Genomic DNA, 26,957 nt, shown 5'->3' with positions numbered 1-26,957 from the left:
TGGCTTGCCGAGGAGACTCCAGCCTAACGCCGTTATTCCACAGCATTCGAGCCCGACGTTGCTGACGCGGGCTCGTTAGTCTGCACCGCACTTGGGTTGATTTCCCAGCCGCCGCCGAGTGCTACAAACAGTGCGACTTGTGCCGTCGCAAGTGCAGTACGGCCCTGCAGCGCTTGTTGCCGAGCACGCAGGGAGCCGCGCTGGGCGTCCAATACTTCGTTGAGATTCGCCTCACCCAGTCGATAGCTGGTCTGCGCCAGCTCATAGGCATATTCACGATGACGAAGTGTGGTCCGCAGCGAGTCCAGGCGGCGTTTCTGTCCGTCGATGCGCACCAGTGATCGCTCGACCTCTTCCAGCGCTTCGGCCAGCGCCTGCTGGAAGCCGAGGTAGGCGCTTTCACCTTCCACATCAGCCAGGTCGATTGCCGCGCCCCGCCGGCGATAATCGAGGAAGGGCAAGCCAAAGGTCGCACCGAGACGCGCGAAGTTCGAAGCGGTGGAGAAGGCATTGCCCAGTGCCAGGCCGGAACGCCCGACTGCCGCCTGTAGCGCCAGGGTCGGGAACAGATCGCGGCGGGCGGCCAGCGATTGCAATTGGGCCGTTTGCAGCTGCGCCGCTTCGGCAATCAGGTCCGGGCGACGGCGCAGGAGATCCAGCGGTTGTCCGGGCGGGATGGGCCTGTCAGCGAGCGGCACCTTGGCCGACGCTTCGAACTCGCGCGCCACGCTACCCGGCGGTTCGGCGAGCAGCGTATCGAGCGCCAGCCTGGCCTCGGCCAGGTTGATTTCCAGTTCATCCAGATCCGCCTGCAGGGAGGCGCGCTCGGCGGCACTGGCCTCGACATCCAGCCGGGTCACCTCGCCAGCTTCGAACATTCGACTGGCGATGTGCTCGAGCTCTGCTGCAAGTTCGATCCCCTCCAGCAGCAGCGCCCGCTGCCCCTCGAACGCGCGCACCTGCATGTAACCCTGTGCAGTATTGGAGGCCACCGCCAGCCGCGCGGCGATGGCTTGGGCTTGCGCCGAGCGAATCTGCTGTCGTGCACTGTCGGTTCGCGCCCGGGTAGCGCCGAAGATGTCCAGCTCCCAGCTGGCTTGCAGGGCGAGTTCCCAGGTATCGAAGGTGATCACGTCTTCGTCGGGGATGAACTGGCCTATGGGGCTATTGGGGTTCGGTTCATTGTTGTTCTCGATCCACTGACGGCTGGCCGAGCCTGGCAGCGCGAATGTGGGGAACAGGCCGGCGCGAGCCTGGCGCAATTGCGCGCGTGCGGTATCGACCCGCAGCATGGCCGAGCGAATGTCACGGTTGTTGTTCAGAGCCTTGCGGACTAGCCGAGTCAGCACCGGGTCATCGAACTGCTGCCACCAGTCGGCGAGCGTCTCGGCATCGGCTGGCTGCTGGTGCACCGCGTGGAACCAGCTGTCCGGAACATCCGGGACAGGCCGTTCCGGCACGCTGGAGCAAGCGCCGAGCGCCAACGCCAGCGCCCAGACCAGGGGGGTACGAGCCAATCGGCAGGGCATCAGGTTTCCTCCGGTTTGACGCGCATGAACAACAGGTACAGACAGGGCACGGCCAGCAGGGTAAGCAATGTGGCGAAGCCCAGCCCACCCATGATGGTGACGGCCATGTTGGCAAAGAAGGGGTCGAACAGCAGCGGCACCATACCCAGTACCGTGGTGCCTGCAGCCATCATCACCGGGCGAAGACGCGACGCCGAGGCCTCGACGATGGCCGTTAGCCGCGGTACCTCATCGGCAATCTGCCGGTCGATCTCGTCCACCAGCACCACGGCGTTCTTGATCAACATACCGGTCAGACTCAGCAGCCCGAGCAGCGCCATGAAGCCAAATGGCTGGCCGGTGATCAGCAGCCCCAGGGTGACGCCGCACAGCGCCATCGGCACCACCAGCCAGATCATCAGCGGCTGGCGGACCTTGGCAAACAGCAGCACCGTGACCAGCACCATCGCCAGGTACGGCACTGCAAGCGTGCTGGCCAGTGCCTGCTGCGCGTCCGAAGATTGCTCGTGGTCACCGCCCCATTCCAGTGAGTAGCCGGTCGGCAGTTCGATGTCCTCGAGCAGCGGTCGAATCCGCTCGAATGCGACATTGGTATTCTCCCCGTCGCGCGGCTCAGCACGCACGGCGATGGTTCGTTCGCGGCCGTAGCGGCGGATCATCGACTCCTCGGTGGTCGCCTCGATGCCGTCCGCGACCTGTGCCAGCGGCACGTAGCTGCGCGTTGCCGGGCTCCAGATCAGCCGTTGCAGCAGTTCGCCCGGTTCGACGCGATCCTCTGGAGTGGCGCGCAGCAGTATCGGAATCAGCTCATCCTGATCGCGGAACACGCTGACCTGCTGGCCTTCACTGGCGACAGACAAGGCCTGCGCAACCTGCTGGCGGGTAAGGCCTGCATCGGCCAGGCGGTCCAGGGCCAGCTGTGGGCGCAGTACGGGTACGGGGGATCGCCAGTCGTCACGGATGTTGAAGACATTCCCCTGTTCCTGAAGGATGCGCTGACCTTCGGCCGACAATCGTCGCAACTCGTCGAGTTCAGGGCCACTGATCCGCGCTTCGAGCTTGGCCTCGGCATTGGGGCCGAACATGAACTGCGCTGCGGCGACATCGGCGGAGGGGTAACGGCCTGGTAGCGTCTGGTTGATCTCACGAACCAGATCGGCGATCACCCCGGCCTCCTCGGTGCGAACCAGAAAGTGCATCAGCGCCGGGTTGGGCTGTTCCGGCGCGTAGGTGAGCATGAAGCGCGACGCGCCCGCACCAACAAAGGTCGACACATCGGTGACGCCGTCGAGCTGCTTCAGATAGCCCTCGACGTCCTCGGCGGTGCGGCTGGTCTCGCGAATGTGCGTACCCTGCGGCAGGAACAGATTCAGGTAGAAGATCGGCGTACTCGAAGGTGGGAAAAAGCTCTGCGGCACCCGACTGAAGCCCACTACGCTGAGGACGGTCAGCACAACCAGAACGCCCAGCGTCAGCCAGGGACGCGCGAGCACGGCGCCTGCCATGCGTCGGTAGCGGTTGTAGATCGGCCCGCTGTAGGCATCGTCCGGATCGGCATCCTCGTCCGTTTTGCCACCCTTGCGCTCAAGCAGGTAGTGCCCGAACAGCGGCACCACCAGCAGCGCCAGCAACCAGCTCAGCAACAGCGATGTGGCGATGACGAAGAACAGCGAAAAGAGAAACTCGCCGGTGGTGTCCTGGGACAGGCCGATCCCGGCAAACGCGAGGATGCCGATGATGGTCGCGCCCAACAGCGACCATTGCGTCTGCTGCAGGGTCTTGCGTGAGGCTTCCAGAATGCTCATGCCGCGCTGCTTCTGAATCAGCATCCCGTCGCAAACCACCACCGCGTTGTCCACCAGCATGCCCATGGCGATGATCAGCGCGCCGAGGGAGATGCGTTCCAGCTCGATCCCGGCCATCCACATGACCAGCAAGGTGCCGAGTACCGTGAGAAACAGCACCGCGCCGATGATCGCGCCCGCACGTACGCCCATGGCCAGACAAAGCACGCCGACGACGATGGCCACCGAGAGGAACACATTGAGCGCGAAGCTATTGACCGACTCGTTGACGATGCTGTGCTGCTGGTACAGCGGATGCAGCTCGGCGCCAAGCGGCATCAACCGCTGCATGGATTGCAGCTGCGCCTCGACACTGCGGCCCACCTCGACGATGTTGCTGCCGGAAATACCGCTGATGCCTATGGTCAGTGCTGGCTCGCCGTTGTGGCGGATGATCTGCCGTGGCCGCTCGGCATAGTCGCGTTTCAGCGTGGCAATCGAGCCCAGATCCACACTCTGCTGGCCCTGGCCGACCGGCAGGGCGCGCAAAGCGTCCAGCGAGTCGAAGGCACCTGTCGGGCGGATGTGTACAAAGAATTCGCCAGCACGCACGCCTCCCGCTTCAACGGCGGCATCGGCATCGGCCAATGCCGCGAGCAGTTCCTGAGGGGACAGGCGCAGCGCAGCCAGGCGCGCCTGGTCGACCTCCACCAGAATCCGCTCTTCACGCACGCCAGCGAGTTCGACCTGGCCGACGCCGTCAGCGGTGATCAGCCCGCGACGCAGATCCTTGCCCACTTCATGCAGCTCTTCCAGCGTCAGGCCCTCGCCGGTGAGGGCGAAGAAGATGCCATAGACATCGCCAAAGTCATCATTGACCAGCGGTGGGTCCAGGCCCGGCGGCAACTTCTGTCGGGCGTCCTCGACCTTGCTGCGCAGCTGGTCCCAGATCTGATCGAGCTGATCGCCCGAATAGCGGTCCTGGATCTCGACTCGGATTTCGGCCAGGCCGATCATCGAGCGCGAACGGATTTCCTTGACCTCGGAAAGCTCCTGAATGGCGCTTTCTAACGGCTCGGTCACTTCCTGCTCGACCTCCAGCGCGGTTGCGCCGGGGTACTGCACCGTGACGATGGCTTCCTTGATGGTGAATTCGGGGTCTTCCAGGCGGCCCATCTCGAAGAACGCGACGACGCCGCCGATCAGGCAGATCAGCACCAGAACCCAGATATTGACCGGCTTGCAGATGGCGTAACGGGCTAAATCCATCCGCTTACTTCCGCCGCTCGGCTTTGATCGGTTGGTCTTCCGAGAGCTTGCTGCCACCCGCTACGACCACCAGCATGTCGTTGTTAAGCTCGCCGCTGACCACCGCATGGTCGTCTTCGATCCGTTCGAGCTGCAGGTCATGGCGCTGTGCCTGTCCGTCCACCGCCAGCCACAGGTAATGGCTGCCATTGGGTGCTGTCTGCACCGCATTGAGCGGCACGCGAAAACGCGGTGTTTTCTCGCTCTGTGGCTCGGCAGGCCGCTCGAGGCGAACCCGCATGGCCATACCTGGCAGCAGGTTGAAGTCCTCCGGCGGTTGGCCCTGTAGCGTCAGGCTGTAGGTGCGCGAGCCTTCGCGCGGCTGGGTGCTGTGTTCCTTGTATTCAAGCGGCAGCGTCAGGTCGGCAATCACCAGCTCGCCGACGGCCTGCAGCGTTTCATTCAGGGGGATGCTCAGCGCTGCTGTTTCGGGCAGGTCAACGGTGACTTCAATGTGCTGGTTGTTCTGCAGCTCGAGCACCGGTGTACCCGTGGCGACCACCATGTCCGGCTCGACCAGCCGCCGCGCGACGACGCCGTCGAACGGCGCCTCCAGTGTGCTGTGCTTGATATTGCGCTGCGCGCTGTCGCGAGCGACGCGTGCCGCCACCACACTGGCCTGCAGCGGCTCTACCGCGGCGGGGGCGAGAATTCCTTCGGCCAGCAACGCACGCTTGCGGCTCAGATCCGCCTCCAGCTGACGCAGCCGTGCTTGGGCCTCGCGCAGTTGCAGCTGGTAATCGGTGTCGTCGAGTGCGGCGACCGGCTGGCCTTTTTCGACGTGCTCGCCCTCGTCGACAAGGATGCGCTCGACGCGCCCCGGCACCTGGAACGCCAGCTGCGTGCTGGTCACGCTTTCGACCACACCGGGAAAGCGCAACGACTCGGGGCCGTTATCAATACGTTGTAGCGGCTCGACGAAGGCAACGCGTGGCGGCACCTGAACAGGTTCCTTGTCCTCGGCGCAGCCGGACAGGGTCAGCCCAATGCAGATTGAAGCGATGGTAAAGCGATGTCGTGAGTGGCCTCGGGACGTTAAGAGCGGCATCCGTTCTCCTGGACAATGGCGACGAGCAAGACGTCGCGACAATGCGAAACGCCGCGACAGATTCAGTAGAACCCCGCTCTGGCTCGGGAGTTCGGCCTATGCTGAACTGACCCACTGGTCAGCTGGTTTTGCCTGCGGCAACGGGGCCACGGTCAATCCGCCGCCGATTGGGCGTATCATTGTCCGGCGTTCAAAAGTCAGTGCAGGAGAGAGTCGCAATGCAAGGTCAGCCACAGGTCATCGAATATCTCAAAGAACTGCTGCGTGGGGAGCTGGCGGCGCGCGATCAGTATTTCCTGCACTCGCGGATGTATGCCGACTGGGGGTTCACCAAGCTCTACGAGCGGATCAACCACGAAATGCAGGAGGAAACCGAGCACGCCGATGCGCTGCTCAAGCGCATCCTGTTCCTCGAAGGCACACCGGACATGACGCCGGAGGCAATGCATCCCGGCCACACTGTGCCCGAGATGTTGCGCGCCGATCTGGCACTCGAATACAAGGTGCGCGAAGCCCTGGCCAAGGGCATCACCCTGGCCGAGCAGCACGGTGATTACCAGACCCGTGAAATTCTCGAGCTGCAGCTGATGGACACTGAAGAAGATCACGCCTACTGGCTGGAGCAGCAGCTCGGCATGATCGACCGCATCGGGCTGCAGAACTACCTGCAATCGCAGGCTAGCTGATCTATCGCGAGGCCAGGCGCAATGCCTGGCCTTGTTGCTTCCCTGATGGAAAAGCGGTGTTGCTCTGTCTAGCTGCGCTCACGGGGTGCGCTGGACGAGCAGCACCCGCCGGATTCCAGGTCCTTGAGGATGGGGCAATCCGGCCGGTCATCACCCTGGCAGGTATCGACCAGGTCCTGCAGGGTGTCACGTAACCCCACCAGTTCGGCAATCTTCTGATTGAGCGCATCGATATGTGCGCCAGCCACGGCTTTCACATCGGCGCTGGCGCGCTGACGGTCCTGCCAGAGCCTGAGCAACTTGCTCACTTCTTCCAAGGAGAAGCCCATATCCCGCGAGCGCTTGATGAACGCGAGGCGATGCAGGTCTTCCTCACCGTAGTGGCGGTAACCGTTGGCGCTGCGTCCGGCAGGCGAGATCAGGTCGATGGACTCGTAGTAGCGAATCATCTTGGCTGACAACCCGCTTTTCTTTGCTGCTTGGCCAATATTCATGTGGGCATCCAGACAAGTCAGTGTTGGGCTGGTGGTGTAGCGAACCGCGCGCGGTGGCCCAGGACCTTGAGAGGCCGGTAGCGCGCGCGGGCTGCAGGTTCTATTCCTTCGGCTCCCAACGCTTGAGCAACAGCGCGTTGCTGACCACGCTGACACTCGACAACGCCATCGCCGCGCCCGCCACTACCGGACTCAGGAAACCGAAAGCTGCCAGGGGAATCCCCACCAGGTTGTAGATGAACGCCCAGAAGAGGTTCTGCTGGATCTTGCGATAGGTGCGTCGGCTGATCTCCAGCGCAGCTGGCACCAGCTTGGGATCGCCGCGCATCAGGGTGATCCCCGCCGCATGCATGGCAACGTCCGTGCCGCCGCCCATGGCGATGCCGACATCGGCGGCGGCCAAGGCCGGGGCATCGTTGATGCCGTCGCCCACCATCGCCACCACTGCACCGCCTTTTTTCAGTTCGGCGACCGTAGCGGCCTTGTCCGCTGGCAGCACTTCGGCGTGCACACTGTCGATCTGTAGCGCCTCGGCCACCACGCGAGCGCTGCCGCGGTTATCGCCGGTGATCAGGTGGCTGCGAATATGCCGCGCATTGAGGGCAGCGATGGCTTGCGCCGCGCCATCCTTGAGGCTGTCGCCAAAGGCGAACAGGCCGAGGACGCGCTGCTGCGGTGCCGTTTCGATCAGCCAGGAGAGGGTGCGGCCTTCGCTTTCCCAGGCCTCGGCTTTGCCCGCCAGCTCGCCCGGCTGCAGGCCGCTGTCGTCCAGCAGCCGGCGGTTGCCCAGCGCCAGCGAGCGGCCATCGAGATCGCCGGCGATGCCGCGTCCGGTCAGCGACTGGCTGCGCTCCACGTCAGCCACTGTCAGTCCTTGCTCGGCACAGCGGTCCAGCACCGCCTGCGCCAGCGGATGTTCGCTGCCGCGTTGCAGCGCACCGGCCTGTTGCAACAGCGCGGACTCGTCGCCATCAACGGCGTGCAGGTGAACGATGCGCGGCTTGCCGGACGTGAGCGTTCCGGTCTTGTCGAAGGCGACCGCTGTCACGGCATGGGCGACCTCCAGCGCTTCAGCATCCTTGATCAGAATGCCGTGGCGCGCGGCGACACCGGTGCCGGCCATGATCGCAGCGGGCGTCGCAAGCCCAAGCGCACAGGGACAGGCGATGACCAGCACGGCAACCGCATTGATCAACGCCACCTCGGCGGGCGCGCCAACGAACAGCCAGCCCGCCAGGGTCAACAGAGCAATCACCAGCACCGCCGGGACGAACACCTGACTGACCTTGTCCACCAGCTTCTGGATGGGGGCCTTAGCGGCCTGCGCGTCTTCGACCAAGCGGATGATGCGCGCCAGCACCGTTTCGCCGCCCAATGCGGTGGTGCGTACCAGCAACCGGCCTTCACCGTTGATTGCGCCACCGGTGATGCTGTCGCCCGGCGCCTTCGCCACCGGCAAGCTTTCACCGCTGATCAGGGCCTCGTCGGCCTGGCTTTCGCCTTCGACCACTTCGCCGTCAACCGGAAAACGTTCGCCGGGCTTGACCAGCACCAGGTCGTTCAGACGCAGGACCGCAATCGCCACCTCTTCTTCGCGGCCGTCGACCACACGTACGGCGCGATCGGGCCGGAGCGCCTCCAGTGCACGAATGGCTGCGCTGGTCTGGCGTTTGGCACGGCTTTCTAGGTACTTGCCCAACAAGACGAGGGCGATCACCACGGCGGACGCTTCGAAATACAGATGCGGCATCTGCCCGGCCTCTGCGACCCACCACTGGTAGAGACTCAGGCCATAGCCGGCGCTGGTGCCGATCGCGACCAGCAGGTCCATGTTGCCGGCCCCGGCCCGCACGGCCTTCCAACCCGCCACGTAGAAACGCGCACCAAGAATGAATTGCACCGGCGTGGCGAGCACGAACTGCATCCAGGGCGGCAACATCCAATGCAGGCCCAGGAGGTCGCCAAACATTGGAATGACCAGCGGTGCGGCGAGCAGCAACGCGGCAATAACGGCCCAGCGTTCACGGCGCAAACGGCTTTCGCTCTGGTCAGTGGCCGGCTCGCTATCGCTGCTGGCTTGTGCCTTGTAGCCGGCGGCCTCGACCGCTGCGATCAGTACTGACGAGTCGACCGCGCCGAGCACTTCGATACGGGCACGTTCGTTGGCCAGGTTCACCGAGGCGCTGCGCACGCCCGGCACCTTGAGCAATGCACGCTCGATGCGACCGGCACAGCTGGCGCAGGTCATGCCTTCGATGGCCAGTTCCAGGGTTTGTACCGGCACGCCGTAGCCCGCTTTTTCCACCGCCTGTACCAGTTCGGCGAGGTCGCCTTCATGGGTCTGCACGCGGACTTGCTCGGCGGCAAGATTCACCGCAGCGCTGTCGACGCCGGGCACCTTCAGCAGGGCGCGCTCGACCCGTCCGGCGCAGCTCGCGCAGGTCATGCCGGAGATAGGCAGCGTGTAGGTTGCGCTCGTCATGTTTGCTCCGAATAGGCCAGTTGCCGCTGAGGATCAACCTTCACCTTGTGGGAAGGTCAAGTCCAGTAACAGGATGTCGCAGCCAAGCCTATTGACCTTGTCAGTGTGGCAAGGTTGAGCATGCTGGTGTGTCCAACGAGCGAAAGGAGCAACCGATGAAGACATTCAACGTGAAAGGCATGACCTGCGAGCATTGCCGGCGCGCCGTCATTCAGGCGATCCAGTCCCGTGATAGCGATGCCAAGGTCGATGTCGACCTTGAGGCGGGCGTGGTGCAAGTGGAAGGCGGGCTGGACGAGGCGTCCATCCGCGAGGCGATTGAAGAAGAGGGCTATCAGGTCCAGTGATGCAGCACGCGGCAGCTGGTGCTGCCGCGTTTGCTAGGGATACCTCAGCGTACGGCGGAACTGTCCCAGTCCTTGACCAAGCCTCGGAACACCGGGTCGATCAGTGCGGCGCAATCCTTTTCCGGATCGAACAGGGTCGGGTCGCGGGTCCAGTCGCTGAACACGCCGACGATCAGCGCGTGCAAAGTGCGCGCGGCCAACCGCGGAGTAATGCCTGGATACAGGCTGTCAACGGAGCTCTCCAGCAGCTTTTCGCAAAGCTCAATGAATTGGTTGATGAACGCCTGGTGCCGCTCCTCCGCTTCGCGTAATTCATCGGTGAATTCGCAACGGTGCAGGAGGATGGTCATGACCCGGCGCTTCTGCTCATCCCGACCCAAGGCACCGATGCCTTCGATACAAAGGTCATACAGCGCCCTCAGCGGCTGCTGCTGGGTGCAGCCGCAAAGCCGCTCGGCCATCTGTTCCGGGGGCAGGCGAACCTGGTTGAGCATTTCGTGAAACAGGTGAGCCTTGTTCTGGAAGTGCCAGTACACGGCGCCGCGGGTCACGCCGGCGTCGCGGGCAATCTGATCGAGACTGGTGTGCGCCACCCCCTTGTCGAGAAACAGCCGCTCGGCAGAGGCGAGCAGGGCAACACGGGTCTTTTCGGCGTCTTCTTTGGTTCTTCGCATGGGTGAGCTACGGCAGCCTGATACTGCAGTGAATAATGCCTTCACGGCGGGCAATGCGGAGTTCGTCCTTTAACCTCTGCAACTTTGGATGTTTACAATCGTCTGTGTATGTAACAGCATCTCAGCTTCTCTGTAAACGTTCGATCTCGGTCGCGGCTTCGCTGCGTGTCGATGCTTCGGCTTTTTCCGCCCCGCGAGTTTATCCATGCCCCTTCCGATTCTGCTCATTCTGGGCGCGCTCAGCGCCTTTGGCCCGTTGGCTATCGATTTCTACCTGCCGGCGTTTCCCTCGATGGCGCGCGCTTTTGCCACGGATGTGGAACACGTGCAGCTGTCACTGGCGGCTTACTTCATCGGTCTGGCTCTTGGCCAGCTGATCTATGGGCCGCTGGCGGATCGGTATGGACGCCGCTGGCCGCTGCTGGTGGGCGTGACGCTGTTTACCCTGGCGTCGCTGGCGTGTGCCTTTGCGCCGTCACTGGACTGGCTGATCGCTGCGCGTTTCGTCCAGGCGCTGGGTGGCTGCGCAGGCATCGTGGTGACTCGCGCAGTAGTACGCGACTGGTGCGATCCGGTGCAGGGCGCCAAAGTCTTTTCGCAGCTGATGCTGGTGATGGGGCTGGCGCCGATCCTCGCGCCGCTGGCCGGTGGGCTGCTGATGAACGCCTTTGGCTGGCAGGCTATCTTCGTCTCGCTGACGATATTCAGCGCGCTGTGTGGCGTTGCGGTTGCGCTACGGCTGCCGGAAACCTTGCCGGCCGATGCACCCAAACACGCCTTGCGCGGAACCCTTGGGCGCTACGTAGCGTTGTTTCGTGACCGCGAATTCATCGCCTTTGCGCTCTCGGGCGGCGTGGCGATGGCCGGTATGTTTGCCTATATCGCCGGCTCGCCCTTCGTCTTCATCGAACTGTATGGCGTTCCGGCCGAGCACTACGGCTGGCTGTTCGGCAGCAATGCGGCGGGGTTCATCCTCGTCTCGCAGATCAATGCGCGGCTGTTGCGTCTGCGCGGCCCTGGTTTCTGGCTGCGGCGTCTGGTCTGGCTCTACTTTGCCTGCGGCGCGGCTTTACTGATGATTGCGCTGAGCAAGCCGGAGGCACTCTGGCCGTTGCTTATTCCGTTGTTCGCCGGCCTGGCGAGCCTAGGCAGCATCCTGCCCAATGCGACCGCCTGCGCCATGGCGAAGCAGGGCAAGCAGGCGGGCTTGGCGTCGGCGTTGATGGGCAGCATGCAGTTCTGTGTTGCCGCCTTCGCCTCGGCGGCCGTGGGTTGGATGCATAACGGCACAGCCGTGCCTATGGCCTTGGCTATCACTGTGTGTGCCGGTCTGGCGGCGTGCCTGGCCTGGTATACCGGCCAGAGCAGCCTATCCCAACGCAGCGAGACCGCCTCGTCCTGAGGCGGTCCCGCATCCGTCAGAACCCTTCAAGGACGATCTTGCCTTTGGCCTTGCCGCTCTCGATGAAGGCATGTGCCCGGCGCAGATTTTCGGCGTTGATGGCGCCGTAGTGCTCACCCAGGGTGGTCTTCAGCACGCCGGTGTCGATCAGCTCCGCGACCCGGTTGAGCAGTTGGTGCTGCGCAATCATGTCGGGCGTCTGGAACAGCGAACGGGTGTACATGAACTCCCAGTGCAGCGACAGGCTCTTGCGCTTGAGCAGGCTGATGTCGAGGCTCGCCGGGTCGTCGATCAGCGCCAGGCGACCCTGTGGCTGCAGCGCTTCGACAATCTGCGGCAGATGCGTATCGGTGTGGGTCAGGCTCGCGACGTGGGTTACGTCATTGATGCCCAGACGTTGCAGCTCGGCGGCCAACGGCTGGCTGTGATCGATTACCTCATGAGCGCCCAGCTCGCGCACCCAGGTTTGGGTATCGCTGCGCGAGGCGGTGCCGATCACTTTCAGTCCGGTCAACTGGCGCGCCAGCTGTGTGAGGATTGAGCCCACACCCCCTGCTGCACCGACGATAAGCAAACGCTGATCGCGATCTTCCTTGCCTTCGCCTATCTGCAAGCGCTCGAACAGCAGCTCCCAGGCCGTGATCGAGGTCAACGGCAAGGCCGCGGCGTCGGCAAAGCCAAGTGTGGCGGGCTTACGTCCAACAATGCGCTCATCGACCAGGTGCAGTTCGCTGTTGGCCCCCGGCCGATCCAGCGCGCCGGCGTAGAACACCTCGTCGCCAGGGGCAAACAGGGTGACCTCGCTGCCTACCGAGCGCACCAGACCTGCTACGTCCCAACCCAGCACCTGATGCTGTTCGGCTTCGGGCTGTACGCGCATGCGGATCTTGGTGTCGACTGGGTTCACCGAGATGGCGCGCACTTCAACCAGCAGGTCGCGCGGGCCGGGTGTGGGCTCGGGCAGTTCGATATCCAGCAGTGAATGCGGATTGTCGATGGGCAGGGACTGTTGGTAGCCGATGGCTTTCATCTTGGGTCTCCTCTAGAAATGCGCATTGAATACCGCCATGTTCGGCTTTCGCGCTGCGATGAAAAACAGCATATTTCGCAGAGACTCTTTCAATGGAATATTGAAAATGCTGCGCAGCGATGACCTACAGGTATTTGTGCTGACCGCTGAACTGGGGAGTCTGTCGGCCGCTGCTCGGCAGCTGGAATTGTCGCCAGCCGTTGCCAGTGCGGCCCTCAAGCGACTGGAGACGCAGTTGGGCTGTCGTTTGCTGGTGCGTTCGACCCGGAGCCTGAGGTTGACCGATGACGGCGAGGCTTATCTGCCCCATGCGCGTTCAGCGCTGCAGAGCCTGCTCGAGGGTCGGCAACTGCTGGCCGGTGGGAAAGCGAGTATCAGCGGCACGCTGCAGCTGTCGGCGCCGTCGGATTTCGGCCGCAATGTGCTCTTGACATGGCTGGACGAGTTTCAGCTGCAGCACCCGCGATTGAGCCTTCGGCTGTTGTTGGCCGATCGCAACGCCGATTTGTTTCGACAGCAGGTCGACGTCGCGCTGCGCTATGGTCTGCCGGAAGACTCCAGTCTGGTGGCGCTACCGGTAGCTTCAGCAAACAGGCGAGTGCTTTGCGCCTCGCCGGGCTACCTCGGTGTACACGGAGCGCCGCGCTCCCTTGCCGAGCTTGCCGACCATAACTGCTTGCGCTTCATGCTGGCGGGACGGGTGCACGAACGCTGGTGCTTCAGCGAGGGTCGCCGTCAGCTGGAACAGGCAGTCAGCGGGGATCGCATCAGCGATGACGCCGATGTGGTGCGGCGCTGGGCGCTGGCCGGGCGGGGAATTGTGTATAAATCCTGGCTGGACATCGCTCAGGATGTGCAGGCGGGGCGACTGTTCGTGCTGCTGCCGGAGCTGCTGGGCGAGCCGACGCCGCTGAACCTGATCTGCGCCCACCGTGCGCATCTGGGCGAACGGGTGCGGCTGTTGCGCGAACATCTAATCGAGCGATGCCAGGTGCTGATGCAGCTGGCTCCGTTCTCGAGCTGACGGGCCGCGCGGCGGCGGCCCTTGCCGATCACTTGGCCAAGCGGGCGTCGAGGCTGTTCTGAGCCAGGCGGCGCGCCTGATCTTCGGTCATCCCCAAGCTTTCATGCAGCGCCATGAAATTCTCGGTGACGTAACCGCCGAAGTAAGCCGGGTCGTCGGAGTTCACCGTCACCTTCACGCCCTGTTCCAGCATCTGCAGGATGTTGTGCTGACTCATGTCGTCGAACACGCAGAGTTTGGTGTTGGACAACGGGCAGACCGTGAGTGGAATCTGCTCCTCGATCAGCCGCTGGATCAGCTTCGGATCTTCGGAGGCGCGCACGCCGTGGTCGATGCGGCTGACCTTGAGCAGGTCCAGCGCTTCCCAGATGTATTCGGGAGGGCCTTCTTCACCGGCATGTGCCACGGCGAGGAAGCCTTCGGCACGGGCCTTGGCAAAGACGCGCTCGAACTTGCTCGGCGGATGACCCATTTCTGAACTGTCCAGACCGACCGCGAAGAAAGCGTCGCGGAACGGCATCGCCTGCTCCAGCGTCTTGAACGCGGCCTCTTCGGGCAGGTGACGCAGAAAGCTCAGGATCAGGCCGCTGCTGATGCCGAGCAGCTCGCGGCCGTCAGCCAAGGCGCCGCTGATGCCGCGCATGGCAACTTCGAACGGGATGCCGCGATCCGTGTGGGTCTGCGGATCGTAGAAAGGCTCGGTGTGGACGACGTTCTGCTCTTCGCACTTCTGCAGGTAGGCCCAGGTCAGGTCGTAGAAATCCTGCTCGGTGCGAAGTACGTCGGCCCCGGCGTAGTACAGATCAAGAAACTCCTGCAAATTGCCGAAGTTGTAGGCGCTGCGCAGCGCGTCGACATTGTCCCAGGGCAGGGCAATCCTGTTGCGTTCGGCCAGGCGAAACAGCAGCTCGGGTTCGAGCGAGCCCTCGAGGTGCAGATGAAGCTCGGCTTTGGGCAAGGCGTTGAGCCAGTCGTACATGAGAAACCCCCGTCCTGAAAAATTGCATTTAAGCATGTTGGAGGAGTTGACCCAAAGGTCAACTAACGATCCGACTGCAAGTGACCGAGCATTGCCCGGAATTGTTCGCCGGTCAGCTATTGGGCCTGTGCAAAAAACGAGCAAGTTGTTCCAAGCGAGGCCGGACGGGGCCGGCCGCTGACAGCCCAAAGGTTATCCACAAGCTTGTCCACTGCAATTGCGAATAACCAGACGAAACGATGATAGCGATCTGCAATCGCACGCTGGGCATGGTTCAGGCGATAAAAAAACGATGAAAATCAACGTGTTTTGGTGATATGTGCAAGCTTCCGGTGGCGCAGATCAAAAAATGATCGATATTGCCGGGGCCGCATCAGGATTGGGGTTGCAGGGTTGCTCACATTGTTATCCACAACTTGATGCACATAAATGGTGGAAAACCTGACGACATAAAAAAGCCGCACTTGCTGTTGCAAGCACGGCTTTCGAGCCTGGCGCGCCGTTATGACACGCGTCGCTACTTGTCAGTTTTGCTTGATGGGCTCGACAGGTTCACGCACAACGTCGGGCTCATCATCGTCAGGCATGGTCACATCGACATCAGGAACAGTGATGACCTTTTCCTTGGTGCCAACATCCACTTCTGGCGCATCGACGTCGTACTCAGGCATGTTGCCGCCTTCGACTTCTACGTCTGGCAGCGAGCCTTCTTCGGTTTTCTCGACATCGCAACCGGCCATGCCCAAGGTGGTCAGCAGCACGGCGCCGGGGATCAGCCACTTATATTTGCTTTTCATTAGTCAGACTCCTGTTTCGCAGCGGAATGCGTGTCTCGGCACTTCCACTCGTTTATGTTGGGGGACATGCGCATGACTGCGCCGACCCAACGGCAAGTGCCGCTGTTATAGGGACTTCTCTGATATCGAGCAGTTCAACGAGACGCGATGCTCAGGGCTCCAGCAAGTGCAGTTCGGAGCGGCCACGGCTGATGTCGGACAGTAGTTTCTGCACCTGCGGCTGCAGCGCCGCTGGGAAGGCCAGTTGCAATTCGGCGCCTTCTGCGTCGAAGGTTTCGCTGTCAATCAGTGCGTCATAGTCACTCAGGCGCGACTTGAGCAGCGCCAACTCGGCGAAGCGGCAGTGACAGCTGCAGCGAACCCTGGCAACCAGCTCGACGCGCTCGCCAGCCTGCAGACATTTCGCCGCAGCGCCGCCATAGGCTCGGGCCAGGCCGCCAGTCCCGAGTTGGATGCCGCCGAACCAGCGAATCACCACCACGACCACCTGGTCGCAGTCCTGCCCTTCGATGGCGGTCAGCATGGGGCGACCAGCCGTTCCGCCGGGCTCGCCATCATCGCTGAATCGGTATTGGTTACCGACCTTCCATGCCCAACAGTTATGCGTGGCGCTGGCATCGCTGACGGCCTGGATAAACGCGTGGGCGTCGTCAGCGCTGGACACCGGCGCAGCCTTGGCGAGGAAGCGGCTCTTGCGGATGGTTTCCTGATATTCGCAAGGCGAGGCAAGGGTCGAGGTCATGTGCATCGCAGGCTGTGAAAAGGGATTTGGGATTGTAGCGGCGACCGTAGCCGAGCGGGGACCCGACACGTCGGCCGCAGTGGCGATGGAAGGGCCACTGGGTCGATCAGACTGAACTTAGCGCAGCGCGATCGGCACGAAATAGCTGAAAGGGCGAACCATCGCCGCCCTCAACATCGACCATGGAGGTATCCAATGCTCAATGCCAAATTCGACGCATGCATCCAGGCGTGTTCCAACTGCGCCATCGCTTGTGAAACCTGCGCTGCATCCTGTCTGCGCGAAGACGACGTGAAAATGATGGCCCGCTGCATCGAGCTTGACCGAGACTGCGCCGACCTGTGTGCACTCGCCGCCACGCTCATGGCCCGTGACAGCAAGCTCGCCCAAGAGATTTGCCGCATCTGTGCGCAAGCCTGTCGCGACTGTGCTGAAGAATGTGGCCAGCACCAGATGGACCACTGCCAGGCCTGCGCCGAAGCCTGTCGCCAATGCGCTGAAGAGTGCGAAAAGATGGCGGCGTGATCGATATGCCGTTGGGTCCCGAGGGTCGAGCAGCCATAGCTGCCGGCCCTTTTTCAGGCCAGCCAGTCCAGGGTCAGTATCAGCCTGCGCTCGCCGGGCGCCACCTGCGGTGAGCGGTGGATGATGCCGGCGCCTTCGTTACCCTCCCATCTCTCTCCCTTGAACAGCGCGACTTCACCCGCCAGCAGTCGCTCGATGCCCTGCGGTGCGACCCTGGGATCGCCGAGGCGATGGCGCGGTATGGCGTGCTCACGCAGCCACTCGCTGCCCACGCCGGCATAGGTGGTAATCAGGCGCAAGGGCACATGGTCGACGTGGAAGCGTGGGCACATCGCCTTGTCCAGAATTCTCAGTCGCAGCCCGATCCGGCGTGCTTCGACAAGAGAGCTGAACGCGCGGACCAACCAGGCGACGTCAGCCACGAAACCAGCGTGCCCGGCAATGTCGCGGTAGGCCGTCGCCAGAGCAAACGTCTCGACCTCGCCGTTTTCATCAGGCTCGATGGTCAGCGATTCGGCCAGGGGCTCACCCAGCGCCATCAAGGTCTGCGCGAAGCCGGCGATATGAGGCGGCAGTTGGCGCTGCCATACGGAGAGGTTGACGTCATTACGCAGCGCATCGCCCAAAATCGCGGGGCTAGTTCCGAAAACTTGCTGAGGGATCGTACTGACCTGCTGCCGCGCCAGCATCACGCAACCTCCTGATGCCAGGGCACGAACGGGTCGGGCAGACGCAGCCAGTGCTCCGGACCTAGGTCCCATTCGGCTTCACTGAGCAGGCAGGCGTCGAGTTCGGCGCGCAAGCGATGGAAGTCGATGTGCTGGCCGATAAAGACCAGTTCCTGACGGCAATCCCCGCTGTCATCGCGCCATTTCAAGCGGATTGCCGCACGCAATTCCTCGTCTACGGGCCACTGGGCGTCTGGAGTGAAACGCCACCAGCGGCCGGCGTATTCGTAGCGCATCAGCCCGCCGGCTTGGGACCAGCTACCGGCTTCCTGCGGGCGGCTGGCCAGCCAGAAATAGCCCTTCGAGCGAAGCAGTCGGCCATTACTCCACTCGCGGTTGAGAAAGGCATGAAAGCGCTGTGGATGGAAGGGGCGACGCGCCAGGTAGGCGCTAGACGCGATACCGTAGGCTTCGCTTTCCGGAGTGTGCTCGCCACGCAGTTCCTTGAGCCAGCCCGGCGCCTGCGCCGCACGTTCGAAATCGAAGCGTCCGGTGTCGAGTATTTTCGACAGCGCTACGTTGCCCATGCTGATGGGCAGGATTTCGGCGTGGGTGTTCAAACGGGCCAGGATGGCGCCCAGCTCTTCACGTTCGGCACTGGAGATCAGATCGATCTTGCTGATGAGGATCACGTCGGCGAATTCCACTTGCTCAATCAGCAGGTCGGTGATCGAGCGCTCATCCTCTTCGCCCAGGGTTTCGCCACGACTGGCCAGAGGCTCGGCCTCGTGGAAGTCGCGCAGGAAGTTGACCCCGTCGACCACCGTGACCATGGTGTCCAGCCGTGCCAGGTCGGCGAGACTCTGACCTTGCTCGTCGCGGAAGGTGAAGGTCTCGGCTACCGGCAAGGGTTCGGAAATGCCGGTGGACTCGATCAGCAGGTAATCGAAGCGGCCTTCACGTGCCAGCTTGGCCACTTCATCGAGCAGGTCTTCGCGCAGCGTGCAGCAGATGCAGCCATTGCTCATCTCGACCAGTTTCTCTTCGGCACGGTTGAGGCTGACATCGCGTTGCACCTCACCGCCGTCGATGTTGATTTCACTCATGTCGTTGACGATCACCGCGACGCGCAGGCCCTCGCGGTTCTTCAGGATGTGGTTCAGCAGCGTGCTCTTGCCGGCGCCCAGAAAGCCGGACAGCACAGTGACGGGGAGGCGATTCATGGCGATCTCTCAGGCGGTTCGTTGGTGTTTTTCGCGTTGTTCCTGGCGCTCTTTGGCTTCGATGCAGAGCGTCGTGGTGGGGCGCAGCAACAGACGCTTCAGCCCGATGGGGTCGCCCGTTTCGGCGCACCAGCCGTATTCGCCGCGGGCGAGGGCGTCGAGCGAGTCGTCAATCTTGTCGAGCAGCTTCTTTTCCCGCTCCAGCAGCCTTAGTTGCCACTGACGTTGCTCTTCAGCCGTGCCGACATCGGATGGATCGCTTCGGGGCTCTTGTTCGCGCAATTGCTGGAACTCGTCCTCGATGCGCGCCTGCAAGTCGGCGCGCTGCTGCAACAGCAAGTCACGGAAGAACCCTTGTTGGGCCTCATTCATATAGGCGTCGGCGGGCAGGGCGAGGAGTTCGGTTTCGGTCATGGGGATATGCACAGTCACTTGGATGCAATAGTTATAACATAACATAAAGCAAGCTGTGCAAACGGCAACGTCGGCCGGGCGGCCAGCCGTGACGGGCATCGGAAAGACAACCTGCGCCTGATCAGGCGCAGGACAAGGGGGGCGGGTTAGTGGCTGCCTTGCAGGCCGTGATAGGCGCGGTCGAAATAGACCAGCCCGTCGGCGTTGCTCTGATGCTTGAGTGCCAACACCTCGCAAAAAAGAATGTCGTGAGTGCCAACAGTGGTGCTGTGGCTGACGCGGCAATCGAAGGACACAGCGGCGCCCTCCAGTACCGGTGAGCCGGTGAGCCAGGTGATCCAGTTTCCAGCGGCGAACCGTTCGGCCATTGGCGTTTTGCCACCGAACAGGTTGGACAGATCGCGTTGACCGCTGGCAAGCGTGTTCACGCACAGCTGCGCATTGGCCGTGACGGCCGCGTGCGCCGACGCCCCGCGGTTCAGGCAGACCAGCAAGGTCGGCGGGTCATCCGTCACGCTACATACGGCTGTTGCGGTAAAGCCGGCACGGCCAGCGGGACCGTCGGTCGTGATCACATTCACCGCGGCGGCAAGGCGCGCCATGGCGTCGCGGTAGTCCTGCTTGATCACGAGCGGGGTCGCGACGTTGGTGGGGTCGAGTTCAGCCAGGTTCATATCGGGTCTCCATCAGGCGAACGCGCAGGCGCGGTCGAAAGGCAGGCGCGGCAGCCGGTCGCGCAGCGTGCTGGTATCGCCATAGCCGAGGTTGATCAGCAGGTTGGATTTCCAGGTGGTGTCGTGGAAAAACGCTTCGTCCACAGCCTTGGCGTCAAAGCCGGACATCGGGCCGCAATCAAGGCCCAGAGCCCGCGCGGCGAGGATCAAATAGCCAGCCTGCATGGAGCTGTTACGCAGGGCATTTTCAGCGATCAGCGCCGGCTGGCCGGCATACCAGCTGCGGGCGTCGGCGAAGGGAAACAGCTCGGGCAGCGTCTCGGGAAAATCCTCGTCATAGGCGACGATGACGGTCACGGGAGCGCTCATGGTTTTGTCCAGATTGCCCTTGGATAGGCACGGCGCGAGCATTTCCTTGGCCTCGGCTGTACGCACGAAGACGAAGCGCCCGGGGCAGCTGTTGACGGCGGTCGGGCCCAGGCGAACCTGGTCATAGAGCTGTTCGAGCAGCGCGTCCGGCACCGGTTTGTCCAGCCAGGCGCTGTGGGTGCGGCCTTCGCTGAACAGGGTCGCAAGGGCTTGTGGATCGAATGGGGTGTGCATGTTCAGTGTCCTCAGGCTGCCGCGGCCTGGCCGCACTGCTCGGCCAGGAAATTCAGCAGGACTCGGTTGAAGGGGTCGCTGTCGCTAACGCTGGAGGCGTGTCCACCGTAGTCCAGCAATGCCAATCGGGCGTTGGGCAGGACCTCTGCCATGTGCTGCGAGCGACTCCAGGGCACCAACATGTCGTCGCGGTTGGCGATCAGCAGCGTGGGCGTCTGGATCGTTGGCAGCTCGGCCTCGATATCGAAGCTCAGCAACGCGCCGATCCGCCGCAGCAGACTGGCGGTGGTCGGGAAGTTCGCCAGTGCGTGTTCGTCGTCCCTCGCCAGTTTCTCGCTGTTGGCGACGATCCAGTCCGCCGGGTAGAGAAACAGCGATTGCGCCTGCACGTACGCGGCCGGACCGCTGTCGCGCAAAAGGTTCTGGCGTACGGCAAAGCACCGTGCGCTGTGAGGGTTGGGGCTGCTCCAGGCATTGACCAGCACCTGGCTCTGTAACCGTTGCGGGCTCAGCAGGGCCATTTGCAGACCAACAAGCCCGCCCAGCGCGTGACCGATGAAATGACACTGGTGAATATTCAGGCTGTCGAGCAGGTCCAGCAGTTCGAGCGCCATGGTGTTGATCGAGTAGCCCTCGGGTAACGAGGCCTGGCTCTTGTTAGTGCCGAGCTGGTCATAGACGACTACGCGGTAGTCTTGGCTCAGCACCGGCAATTGCGGCGTCCAGAACGCGCCCGCGCCGCCAAGGCCTGAGCTGCAGACCAGCGTCGGGGCGTCCGCCTCCTGGCGGCCGTAGATTTCATAATGCATAACGAACCTCCTTACAGATCAGAGCACGCCTGGGGGGCGCATCTGCCGCGAGAGGCCACGCCGGATGCTCGCCAACAGCACCTATGGATGTCTGGCAGAGGAAGCACGAGGCTGCTGGCCGAGCCGATTTAACTGATGGCCGACCCAGCCGCCCTGCGCTTCAGCGTGGCGCCTCGCACGTTGCTATTGGCCGACGTGCGCGATGCTGGCGATCTCGATGAGCGCATCGGGTTTCACCAGACCGCACTGGATGCAATAACGCGCGGGCTTCTCGCCGGGGAAGTACTCGGCATACACCTCGTTGACCTTTGCGTAGTTGGCCCAGTCGGTGAGCATGATCATGTTGAAGGTGACGTCGTCCATGCTGCCGCCGGCGGCCTCGACGACGCCCTTGATGGTTTCCAGGACGTGTCGGGTCTGGGCGGCGGCGTCGCCGACGTGAACGACGTTGTTGTCCTTGTCGAAGGGCAGGGTGCCGGAGACGTAGACCACGCCATCGGCCATGGAGCCGGGGACGTAGGGCGCGAGCGGTTTGCCGGAGCCGGCGGGGATGATGGATTGCTTGGGCATGACGGTGATTCCTTGCAAGGCGATGTTTGGGGCCGCTGCGAGGCGGCTCTGTCGTTATGAATCAGGAAACAGTGGCGGTGGCTTCGACCTGGGCGAAGGTGTTGCAGAAATCGTCCACGCTGGAGACCCAGCCAAAGAACGTCTCGATGTTGTACAGCGCTGCCTGCTGGGCGAACTCCGGCCCGGCCTGATGCGTCGCATCGGCCAGCACCACGCCGAAATATTCGAGGTGAAAGCCATCGCGCAGCGTCGACTCCACGCACACATTGGTGGCAATGCCGGTGAACACCAGATTGCGGATGCCGCGGGCGCGCAGGGTGCTGTCCAGATGCGAGTTGAAGAACCCGCTGTAGCGCGGCTTGGGCACCACGATGTCGCCGGGCTGCGGCGTGAGCTCATCCACTAGCTGATAATCCCAGCCGCCCTTGGCCAGCAGAGTGCCGGCCAGCTCGGGGCGCTTGCGCATGGTTTTCAGGGCGTTGGACTTGTGCCAATTGGGCGAACCCGGACCGCCGGCCTCAACGTACTGAGCGTCCCAGCCGTTCTGCAGGAAAATCACCTGGATGCCCGCCGCTCGCGCAGCGGCCAACGCCTGCAGGATTTTCTCGATCACCGGCCCGGTGCTCGACACATCGAAGCCGGCCAGATCCAGATACCCGCCTTTGGTGGAGTAGGCGTTCTGCATATCCACCACGACCAGCGCGGTCTCACTCGCCTTGATCGCCAGCGGCTCGGGGCGAGCCGGTAGCTTCAGCGTGGCGCCAGCTGGATCCAGGCCGTAGCCTGAAAAATGCTCGGCGGCGCTCATCAGGCGGACTCCTTCAGGTGCTCGATATGGCGACGGCTCTGCATCAGCGGCTGGATCTTCTGGCCGAACGCCTCGATGCCCTCTAAGAAGTCATCGAATGTCAGCATCACGCCCTGCATGCCGGGCACCGTGGCGATCTCGTCGAGCATTCTGGCGACGTTGGCGTAGGAGCCGACGAGGGTGCCCATGTTGATGTTCACGGCTGAGGTCGGGTCCGCCATCTGCCGGATGTTGGTGTCGCTGCCGGAGGTCTTGTCCGCCGCGCCCTGTTCGCCCAGCCAGGCGATGGCTTCCTGATCGACGCCAGCCTTGTAGTGGTCCCACTTGGCGCGGGCGGCTTCGTCGGTCTCGGCGGCAATGACCATGAACAGCACGCAGGAAGTCACGTTGCGACCGGTTTTCTCGGTGGCCTTGAGCAACCGCTCCGTGGCCGGCGCGAAGGCGGTCGGCGTGTTCACGCCCTTGCCGAAGCAGAAGTTGTAATCGGCGTATTGCGCCGAGAACGCCATGCCGGCATCCGAAGAGCCCGCGCAGATGATCTTCATGTCCGCCTGCGGGACCGGGCTGACGCGGCAATCTTCCATCTGGAAGTGCTCGCCCTTGAAGTCGCTATGACCGGTAGCCCACAGATCGCGCAATACCTGAGCGTACTCGCCGAGGTACTGGTAACGGTTGCCGAAGAATTCGTCGCCCGGCCACATGCCCATCTGGCTGTACTCGGGCTTCTGCCAGCCGGTCACCAGATTCACCCCGAAGCGGCCATTGGAAATCGAGTCGATGGTCGACGCCATGCGCGCCACGATGGCCGGCGGCAGGGTGAGGGTAGCGGCGGTGGCGAACAGCTGGATCTTGCTGGTGACAGCCGCCAGCCCCGCCATCAGCGTGAAGGACTCCAGGTTGTGCTCCCAGAATTCGGTCTTACCGCCAAAGCCGCGCAGCTTGATCATCGACAGCGCGAAATCGAAACCGTAGCCCTCGGCCTTCTGCACGATGGCCTTGTTGAGTTCGAAGGTCGGCATGTACTGCGGCGCGTTTTCGGAAATGAGCCAGCCGTTGTTGCCGATCGGAATGAAAACACCAACATCCATGGGAAGCACCTCTGTACGCAATGGCTAGAAAGCGCTGCCCGAACGTCGCGGGCAGGGTCACAGAGGCTTTTGCAGAAAGCAGGCCAGAAGTTGAATTAACTTATATATCAATAAGATGGATCTGAATTGGATGGCTAGGTAGACCATTTGGTCCGAAACAGAGCACCTGGTTTGTGCGGGCGGCCCCTCCGTTGCGCAAAAAGCGCGCAAACAGCTTGCAGAGCATCTGCTTGTGCCGCACTGGCCTCTGGCGCGCTACAGTAACGTCCCGTTTGCGCCCGACCGGTAATGCAGTGACAGACCAGACCCCAACAGCTCCACGCCGACGCCTGACCGCAGGCAAAACCGCCAAGAAGAAGGGCGCGGCACGTGTTCCCAGTGCCAGCGCAGTGGACCGCCGTGCCCGCATGATCGAGAGCAAGCGGGCCACCATCCTCAGCGCTGCCCTTGGGCTTTTTTCGCGCTTCGGCCTGCACGGCACCAGCCTGGATCAGGTCGCGACCCAAGCCGACGTGTCAAAGACCAACCTGCTGTACTACTTCGGCAGCAAGGAAGACCTCTATATAAACGTGCTGCGGCAACTGCTCGAGGTCTGGCTGCGGCCGCTGCAGGCGTTTTCAGCCGAGCAGGACCCGATCGAGGCGATCAGCGACTACTTGCGCGTCAAGCTCGAACTCTCCCGCGACCATCCCGAAGAATCCCGGCTGTTCTGCATGGAAATCATGCAAGGCGCGCCGTTGCTGTTGGGCGAGTTGGAGCAGCCCTTGCGTGAGCTCGTCGAGAACAAGGTGGCCGTGATCCAGGCCTGGATAGATGCCGGCAAGCTGGCGGCAGTCAGTCCTCATCATCTGATCTTTTCGCTCTGGGCAACCACCCAGCACTACGCCGACTTCCGCGTGCAGATCGAAGCCGTCGCCGGCAAGACGCTGGATGACCCGGCATTCTTCGAGCAGACGCTCAAGAGCTTGCAGGCGTTGATACTGGATGGCGTCAAACCGCGCTGACAGCGCATCGGGCTCCAGCCGGATGAGCCCGAACATGAGCAAACCCTTGATCAACTGGCCGCTGCAGCGTAGCCGTACCGCTATGCTCCTGTATCCATCCTTCAAGGAGCTTTTCAGTGTTCACCGTTAAAGCCACCCAGCACGTGCTCGCCGTAGACGACCTGGAGAAAACCGAGCGCTACTTTCTCGACGTGCTTGGTTTCTCTGTCCGATTCCGCGTCGAGGGCTGGTCATTCATCAGCCTTGGGGATTTTCACGTGATGCTCGGGCACTGCCCGGACGAAGTGCCGGCCCGTGATACCCATGAGCACGCCTATTTCGCATACGTTAACTGCGACGGCATTGACGAGCTTTACGCCAGATACCAGCAGCGAGGCGCCGTTATTTTCCAGCCGATATCCGACAAGCCATGGGGCATGCGCGAGTTTGGCGTTGCGACGCCCGAAGGACATCGGATGATGTTCGGCGAAGACATTGGCGATGCTTGATTGGTTGGGCTCAGTGGGTTTCCAATTCGACCAACCTCATTCCTGTTTTTTGTATCGCACCCGGATATCTACGGCTCAATGACCCACGCAGACAGCGCTTCATTCCCAGCGACGGATATCCGATTCTCGGAGATTGAACAAAACGTCCCTGCCTTGCCAGGGATCTACGAGATCTACACGAACGATGGCGAAGCGCTAAAGGTCGGGATCGGCGTCAACCTGCGCAAGCGGCTGATTCAGCATCGCAGGTCGCGCCAGAGTCGGTTGGTGCTCAAGCCCGGTGGCAGTTGGGAAAACCCCGCCGATGTCAGAAGCGCACAGTCGATATTGGCGAAGCACCTGTACTTCGCTGGTTGTGCCGATGGGTATGATCTCCGCACGGAGGCGGGGCGACAGGCGTTTCTCGAGGAGCGCTGCTTCATCCGCTTCCGGGTTACTTCGAGCCGCAAGGAGGCCCGTTCGCTGGAGCTCGCACTGGAGGCCAGCGGAGCCTTCCTTTTTCAAGGGCGGGTAAGTCGTTCCTTGAAGCGAAGCTGACCTCTGCGGGGCAGGCGTCAGCAGCTACAGGCTCCTCTCGGCTGGCTGCCTCCGCCGATCCCACTGCGCGATCTGCACCAGAACCACCAGCGTCACGATCGGCAGCAGCCCGATATTCACCGCGGCCCAGCCGGCCTGGGCGATCAATGCGCCGGAGGCGAAGGACATCACTGCGGCGACGCTACCGTTGCTCAATTCCATCAAGCCCTGCGCCCGTGCCCGCTCATTCGGCGCATGCCCGTGGCCGAGTTGCGTGGTGCCGGCCACCAGCATCAGGTTCCAACCGACGCCGAGCAGGCAGCTGCTGATCATGAAGTGCCAGTGGGTGATGCCGAGCAGCGCGACTATCGCACTGACGATCAGCAGGGCCGCGCCGCCGCAGGCGACCAGTCGGCAGCCCCAGCGGTCCACCAACGGCCCGGCGACGAAAGCCGGGAGGAACATGCCGAGCATGTGCCACTGGATGACTTGCCCGCTGGCCTGCAGATTCAGGCCTTCGCCATGCATCGCCAAGGGCGTGGCGTTCATCACCAGAATCATCAGGCCGTGGCCGGCGGCAGTGGTCAGCACCGCGGCGCGAATGGTCGGCCGCGCCAGCAGTGCCCGCCAACTGACCGCTGGCAGGGCGGCGTGAGCAGTTGGTGCTCCGCAGGTCGCCGGCAATCCAGCAAGCACCAGTACGCCCAGCGCTGCGAGGCTGGCGATCAGCAGATAGGTGCCGGCAAAGGGGACGGCAGTGATATCGCGCGCCATATGGCCGAGCGTGGGCGCGATCAGCGCGGCCAATACGCCGCCGCCGATCACGCAGGAGGTGGCGCGACCCTTGAAGGCGTCACTCACCGCTTCCAGCGCGGCGAAGCGGTAGAACATGGCTGAGGCCTGGTAGGCGCCGATCGGCAACGCGCCGAGACACAGCAGGTTGAAGCTGTCGAGCCAGAGCGACAGCGCGCTGATCAGCCCGCCCAGCACGCCGGCCAAGGCACCGATCAGAAAACCGGCCCGCCGGCCGCGGCGCTGCATCAGCCCCGCTAGCGGCTGCAAGGCGAGCAAGCCGCCGAGCATCAGCAGGGCAAGCGGCAGCGTGGCGAGACCGGCCGCTGGCGCCAGGCGCAGCCCGACGATGGCGGTGAATATGATCCCGGTCATCGAGCATGACCAGAACAACGCTTGGGCGATGAACAGGCGCAGGACCTGCGGATTGTTGAGCAATAGGTGCATAG

The 26,957-nt window shown here is 62.7% G+C and carries 28 protein-coding genes; 8 read left to right on the top strand and 20 right to left on the bottom strand.

The genetic code is table 11. The features are described 5' to 3' along the window. Window positions 1–32: 32 nt before the first annotated feature. From ACSSNI_RS08665 to ACSSNI_RS08655, 3 genes are read right to left on the bottom strand one after another with little or no spacing between them, the layout of a single operon-like run. Window positions 33–1,529, bottom strand: coding sequence for an efflux transporter outer membrane subunit (locus ACSSNI_RS08665; RefSeq protein WP_200636648.1), 1,497 nt, complete (start codon window positions 1,527–1,529; stop codon window positions 33–35). Continuing rightward, window positions 1,529–4,582, bottom strand: a complete 3,054-nt coding sequence (locus ACSSNI_RS08660; protein ID WP_200636646.1) for an efflux RND transporter permease subunit — start codon at window positions 4,580–4,582, stop codon at window positions 1,529–1,531. Before ACSSNI_RS08660 ends, ACSSNI_RS08665 begins: the two co-directional genes overlap by 1 nt. A gap of 4 nt (window positions 4,583–4,586) precedes the next feature. Further along, window positions 4,587–5,669, bottom strand: coding sequence for an efflux RND transporter periplasmic adaptor subunit (locus tag ACSSNI_RS08655; protein WP_200636645.1), 1,083 nt, complete (start codon window positions 5,667–5,669; stop codon window positions 4,587–4,589). 218 nt (window positions 5,670–5,887) lie between these two features. Here ACSSNI_RS08655 and bfr point away from each other — a divergent pair, with 218 nt between their 5' ends. Beyond that, entirely contained in the window at window positions 5,888–6,355 is a 468-nt protein-coding gene (gene bfr / locus ACSSNI_RS08650) for a bacterioferritin (protein WP_102836959.1), read from the top strand. 68 nt (window positions 6,356–6,423) lie between these two features. Here the strand turns inward: bfr and cueR are convergent, their stop codons facing one another. Beyond that, window positions 6,424–6,849, bottom strand: coding sequence for a Cu(I)-responsive transcriptional regulator (gene cueR, locus ACSSNI_RS08645; protein WP_200636643.1), 426 nt, complete (start codon window positions 6,847–6,849; stop codon window positions 6,424–6,426). A gap of 100 nt (window positions 6,850–6,949) precedes the next feature. Next, window positions 6,950–9,331 (bottom strand): heavy metal translocating P-type ATPase, encoded by a 2,382-nt coding sequence (locus tag ACSSNI_RS08640; RefSeq protein WP_200636642.1) that lies wholly within the window; start codon window positions 9,329–9,331, stop codon window positions 6,950–6,952. 155 nt (window positions 9,332–9,486) lie between these two features. On the opposite strand from ACSSNI_RS08640, the gene ACSSNI_RS08635 reads away from it, so the two are divergent. Beyond that, window positions 9,487–9,678, top strand: a complete 192-nt coding sequence (locus ACSSNI_RS08635) for a heavy-metal-associated domain-containing protein (RefSeq protein WP_159967160.1) — start codon at window positions 9,487–9,489, stop codon at window positions 9,676–9,678. A gap of 44 nt (window positions 9,679–9,722) precedes the next feature. Here ACSSNI_RS08635 and ACSSNI_RS08630 read toward each other — a convergent pair whose 3' ends face one another. Further along, window positions 9,723–10,352, bottom strand: a complete 630-nt coding sequence (locus tag ACSSNI_RS08630; RefSeq protein WP_200636641.1) for a TetR family transcriptional regulator — start codon at window positions 10,350–10,352, stop codon at window positions 9,723–9,725. A 205-nt stretch (window positions 10,353–10,557) separates the two neighbouring features. Here ACSSNI_RS08630 and ACSSNI_RS08625 point away from each other — a divergent pair, with 205 nt between their 5' ends. Further along, on the top strand, window positions 10,558–11,754 hold the full coding sequence (locus tag ACSSNI_RS08625) for a Bcr/CflA family multidrug efflux MFS transporter (protein WP_200636640.1): 1,197 nt from the start codon (window positions 10,558–10,560) through the stop codon (window positions 11,752–11,754). A gap of 16 nt (window positions 11,755–11,770) precedes the next feature. Here ACSSNI_RS08625 and ACSSNI_RS08620 read toward each other — a convergent pair whose 3' ends face one another. Beyond that, window positions 11,771–12,784, bottom strand: coding sequence for a zinc-binding alcohol dehydrogenase family protein (locus ACSSNI_RS08620; protein ID WP_200636639.1), 1,014 nt, complete (start codon window positions 12,782–12,784; stop codon window positions 11,771–11,773). Window positions 12,785–12,890: 106 nt separating this feature from the next. Between ACSSNI_RS08620 and ACSSNI_RS08615 the strand changes: the two genes are divergently transcribed. Next, entirely contained in the window at window positions 12,891–13,808 is a 918-nt protein-coding gene (locus ACSSNI_RS08615) for a LysR family transcriptional regulator (protein WP_200636638.1), read from the top strand. A gap of 28 nt (window positions 13,809–13,836) precedes the next feature. On the opposite strand, the gene ACSSNI_RS08610 is transcribed toward ACSSNI_RS08615, so the two are convergent. The 3 genes from ACSSNI_RS08610 to ACSSNI_RS08600 all read right to left on the bottom strand — a co-directional run bounded on the left by ACSSNI_RS08610 (window position 13,837) and on the right by ACSSNI_RS08600 (window position 16,326). Continuing rightward, on the bottom strand, window positions 13,837–14,787 hold the full coding sequence (locus tag ACSSNI_RS08610) for an adenosine deaminase (RefSeq protein ID WP_200636637.1): 951 nt from the start codon (window positions 14,785–14,787) through the stop codon (window positions 13,837–13,839). Window positions 14,788–15,311: 524 nt separating this feature from the next. After that, window positions 15,312–15,584 carry a hypothetical protein gene (locus ACSSNI_RS08605; RefSeq protein WP_200636635.1) on the bottom strand — a complete coding sequence of 91 codons (273 nt, stop codon included), beginning with the start codon at window positions 15,582–15,584 and terminating at the stop codon, window positions 15,312–15,314. Window positions 15,585–15,735: 151 nt separating this feature from the next. Continuing rightward, window positions 15,736–16,326, bottom strand: a complete 591-nt coding sequence (locus ACSSNI_RS08600) for an IMPACT family protein (RefSeq protein ID WP_200636634.1) — start codon at window positions 16,324–16,326, stop codon at window positions 15,736–15,738. Between the two features lie 195 nt (window positions 16,327–16,521). Here ACSSNI_RS08600 and ACSSNI_RS08595 point away from each other — a divergent pair, with 195 nt between their 5' ends. Continuing rightward, window positions 16,522–16,851, top strand: a complete 330-nt coding sequence (locus ACSSNI_RS08595; RefSeq protein WP_102836949.1) for a four-helix bundle copper-binding protein — start codon at window positions 16,522–16,524, stop codon at window positions 16,849–16,851. A gap of 53 nt (window positions 16,852–16,904) precedes the next feature. On the opposite strand, the gene ACSSNI_RS08590 is transcribed toward ACSSNI_RS08595, so the two are convergent. From ACSSNI_RS08590 to rutA, 9 genes are all read right to left on the bottom strand, one after another. Beyond that, window positions 16,905–17,540 (bottom strand): DUF1826 domain-containing protein, encoded by a 636-nt coding sequence (locus tag ACSSNI_RS08590; RefSeq protein WP_200636632.1) that lies wholly within the window; start codon window positions 17,538–17,540, stop codon window positions 16,905–16,907. Beyond that, entirely contained in the window at window positions 17,540–18,742 is a 1,203-nt protein-coding gene (gene zigA / locus ACSSNI_RS08585; protein ID WP_200636630.1) for a zinc metallochaperone GTPase ZigA, read from the bottom strand. The genes ACSSNI_RS08590 and zigA overlap by 1 nt, the downstream gene beginning before the upstream one ends. A gap of 9 nt (window positions 18,743–18,751) precedes the next feature. Next, complete coding sequence (dksA, locus tag ACSSNI_RS08580) at window positions 18,752–19,156, bottom strand: RNA polymerase-binding protein DksA (protein WP_200636629.1); 405 nt, start codon at window positions 19,154–19,156, stop codon at window positions 18,752–18,754. 146 nt (window positions 19,157–19,302) lie between these two features. After that, entirely contained in the window at window positions 19,303–19,830 is a 528-nt protein-coding gene (gene rutF, locus ACSSNI_RS08575; protein WP_200636628.1) for an NADH-dependent FMN reductase RutF, read from the bottom strand. A gap of 12 nt (window positions 19,831–19,842) precedes the next feature. Beyond that, window positions 19,843–20,433 carry a malonic semialdehyde reductase gene (locus tag ACSSNI_RS08570; RefSeq protein ID WP_200636627.1) on the bottom strand — a complete coding sequence of 197 codons (591 nt, stop codon included), beginning with the start codon at window positions 20,431–20,433 and terminating at the stop codon, window positions 19,843–19,845. An 11-nt stretch (window positions 20,434–20,444) separates the two neighbouring features. After that, on the bottom strand, window positions 20,445–21,242 hold the full coding sequence (gene rutD, locus ACSSNI_RS08565) for a pyrimidine utilization protein D (protein ID WP_200636626.1): 798 nt from the start codon (window positions 21,240–21,242) through the stop codon (window positions 20,445–20,447). 183 nt (window positions 21,243–21,425) lie between these two features. Beyond that, a complete protein-coding gene (gene rutC, locus ACSSNI_RS08560; protein WP_014819103.1) occupies window positions 21,426–21,812 on the bottom strand; it encodes a pyrimidine utilization protein C in 387 nt (128 codons plus the stop codon). A gap of 61 nt (window positions 21,813–21,873) precedes the next feature. Beyond that, window positions 21,874–22,620 (bottom strand): pyrimidine utilization protein B, encoded by a 747-nt coding sequence (rutB, locus tag ACSSNI_RS08555; protein ID WP_200636625.1) that lies wholly within the window; start codon window positions 22,618–22,620, stop codon window positions 21,874–21,876. Next, window positions 22,620–23,708 carry a pyrimidine utilization protein A gene (gene rutA, locus ACSSNI_RS08550; protein WP_200636623.1) on the bottom strand — a complete coding sequence of 363 codons (1,089 nt, stop codon included), beginning with the start codon at window positions 23,706–23,708 and terminating at the stop codon, window positions 22,620–22,622. The genes rutB and rutA overlap by 1 nt, the downstream gene beginning before the upstream one ends. A 293-nt stretch (window positions 23,709–24,001) precedes the next feature. Between rutA and rutR the strand changes: the two genes are divergently transcribed. The 3 genes from rutR to ACSSNI_RS08535 all read left to right on the top strand — a co-directional run bounded on the left by rutR (window position 24,002) and on the right by ACSSNI_RS08535 (window position 25,737). After that, the gene (gene rutR / locus ACSSNI_RS08545; protein WP_418952657.1) at window positions 24,002–24,712 is read left to right on the top strand and encodes an HTH-type transcriptional regulator RutR; all 711 of its coding nucleotides are present in this window, start codon (window positions 24,002–24,004) and stop codon (window positions 24,710–24,712) included. 116 nt (window positions 24,713–24,828) lie between these two features. Next, entirely contained in the window at window positions 24,829–25,200 is a 372-nt protein-coding gene (locus tag ACSSNI_RS08540) for a VOC family protein (protein ID WP_200636620.1), read from the top strand. Between the two features lie 78 nt (window positions 25,201–25,278). Next, window positions 25,279–25,737 (top strand): GIY-YIG nuclease family protein, encoded by a 459-nt coding sequence (locus tag ACSSNI_RS08535; protein ID WP_200636618.1) that lies wholly within the window; start codon window positions 25,279–25,281, stop codon window positions 25,735–25,737. Between the two features lie 24 nt (window positions 25,738–25,761). Here ACSSNI_RS08535 and ACSSNI_RS08530 read toward each other — a convergent pair whose 3' ends face one another. After that, window positions 25,762–26,955, bottom strand: coding sequence for an MFS transporter (locus ACSSNI_RS08530; RefSeq protein WP_448259117.1), 1,194 nt, complete (start codon window positions 26,953–26,955; stop codon window positions 25,762–25,764). Window positions 26,956–26,957: the final 2 nt, after the last annotated feature.

It is taken from the genome of Stutzerimonas tianxiuensis (assembly GCF_053470365.1).
This window is presented reverse-complemented; position numbering and strand designations above follow the sequence as displayed.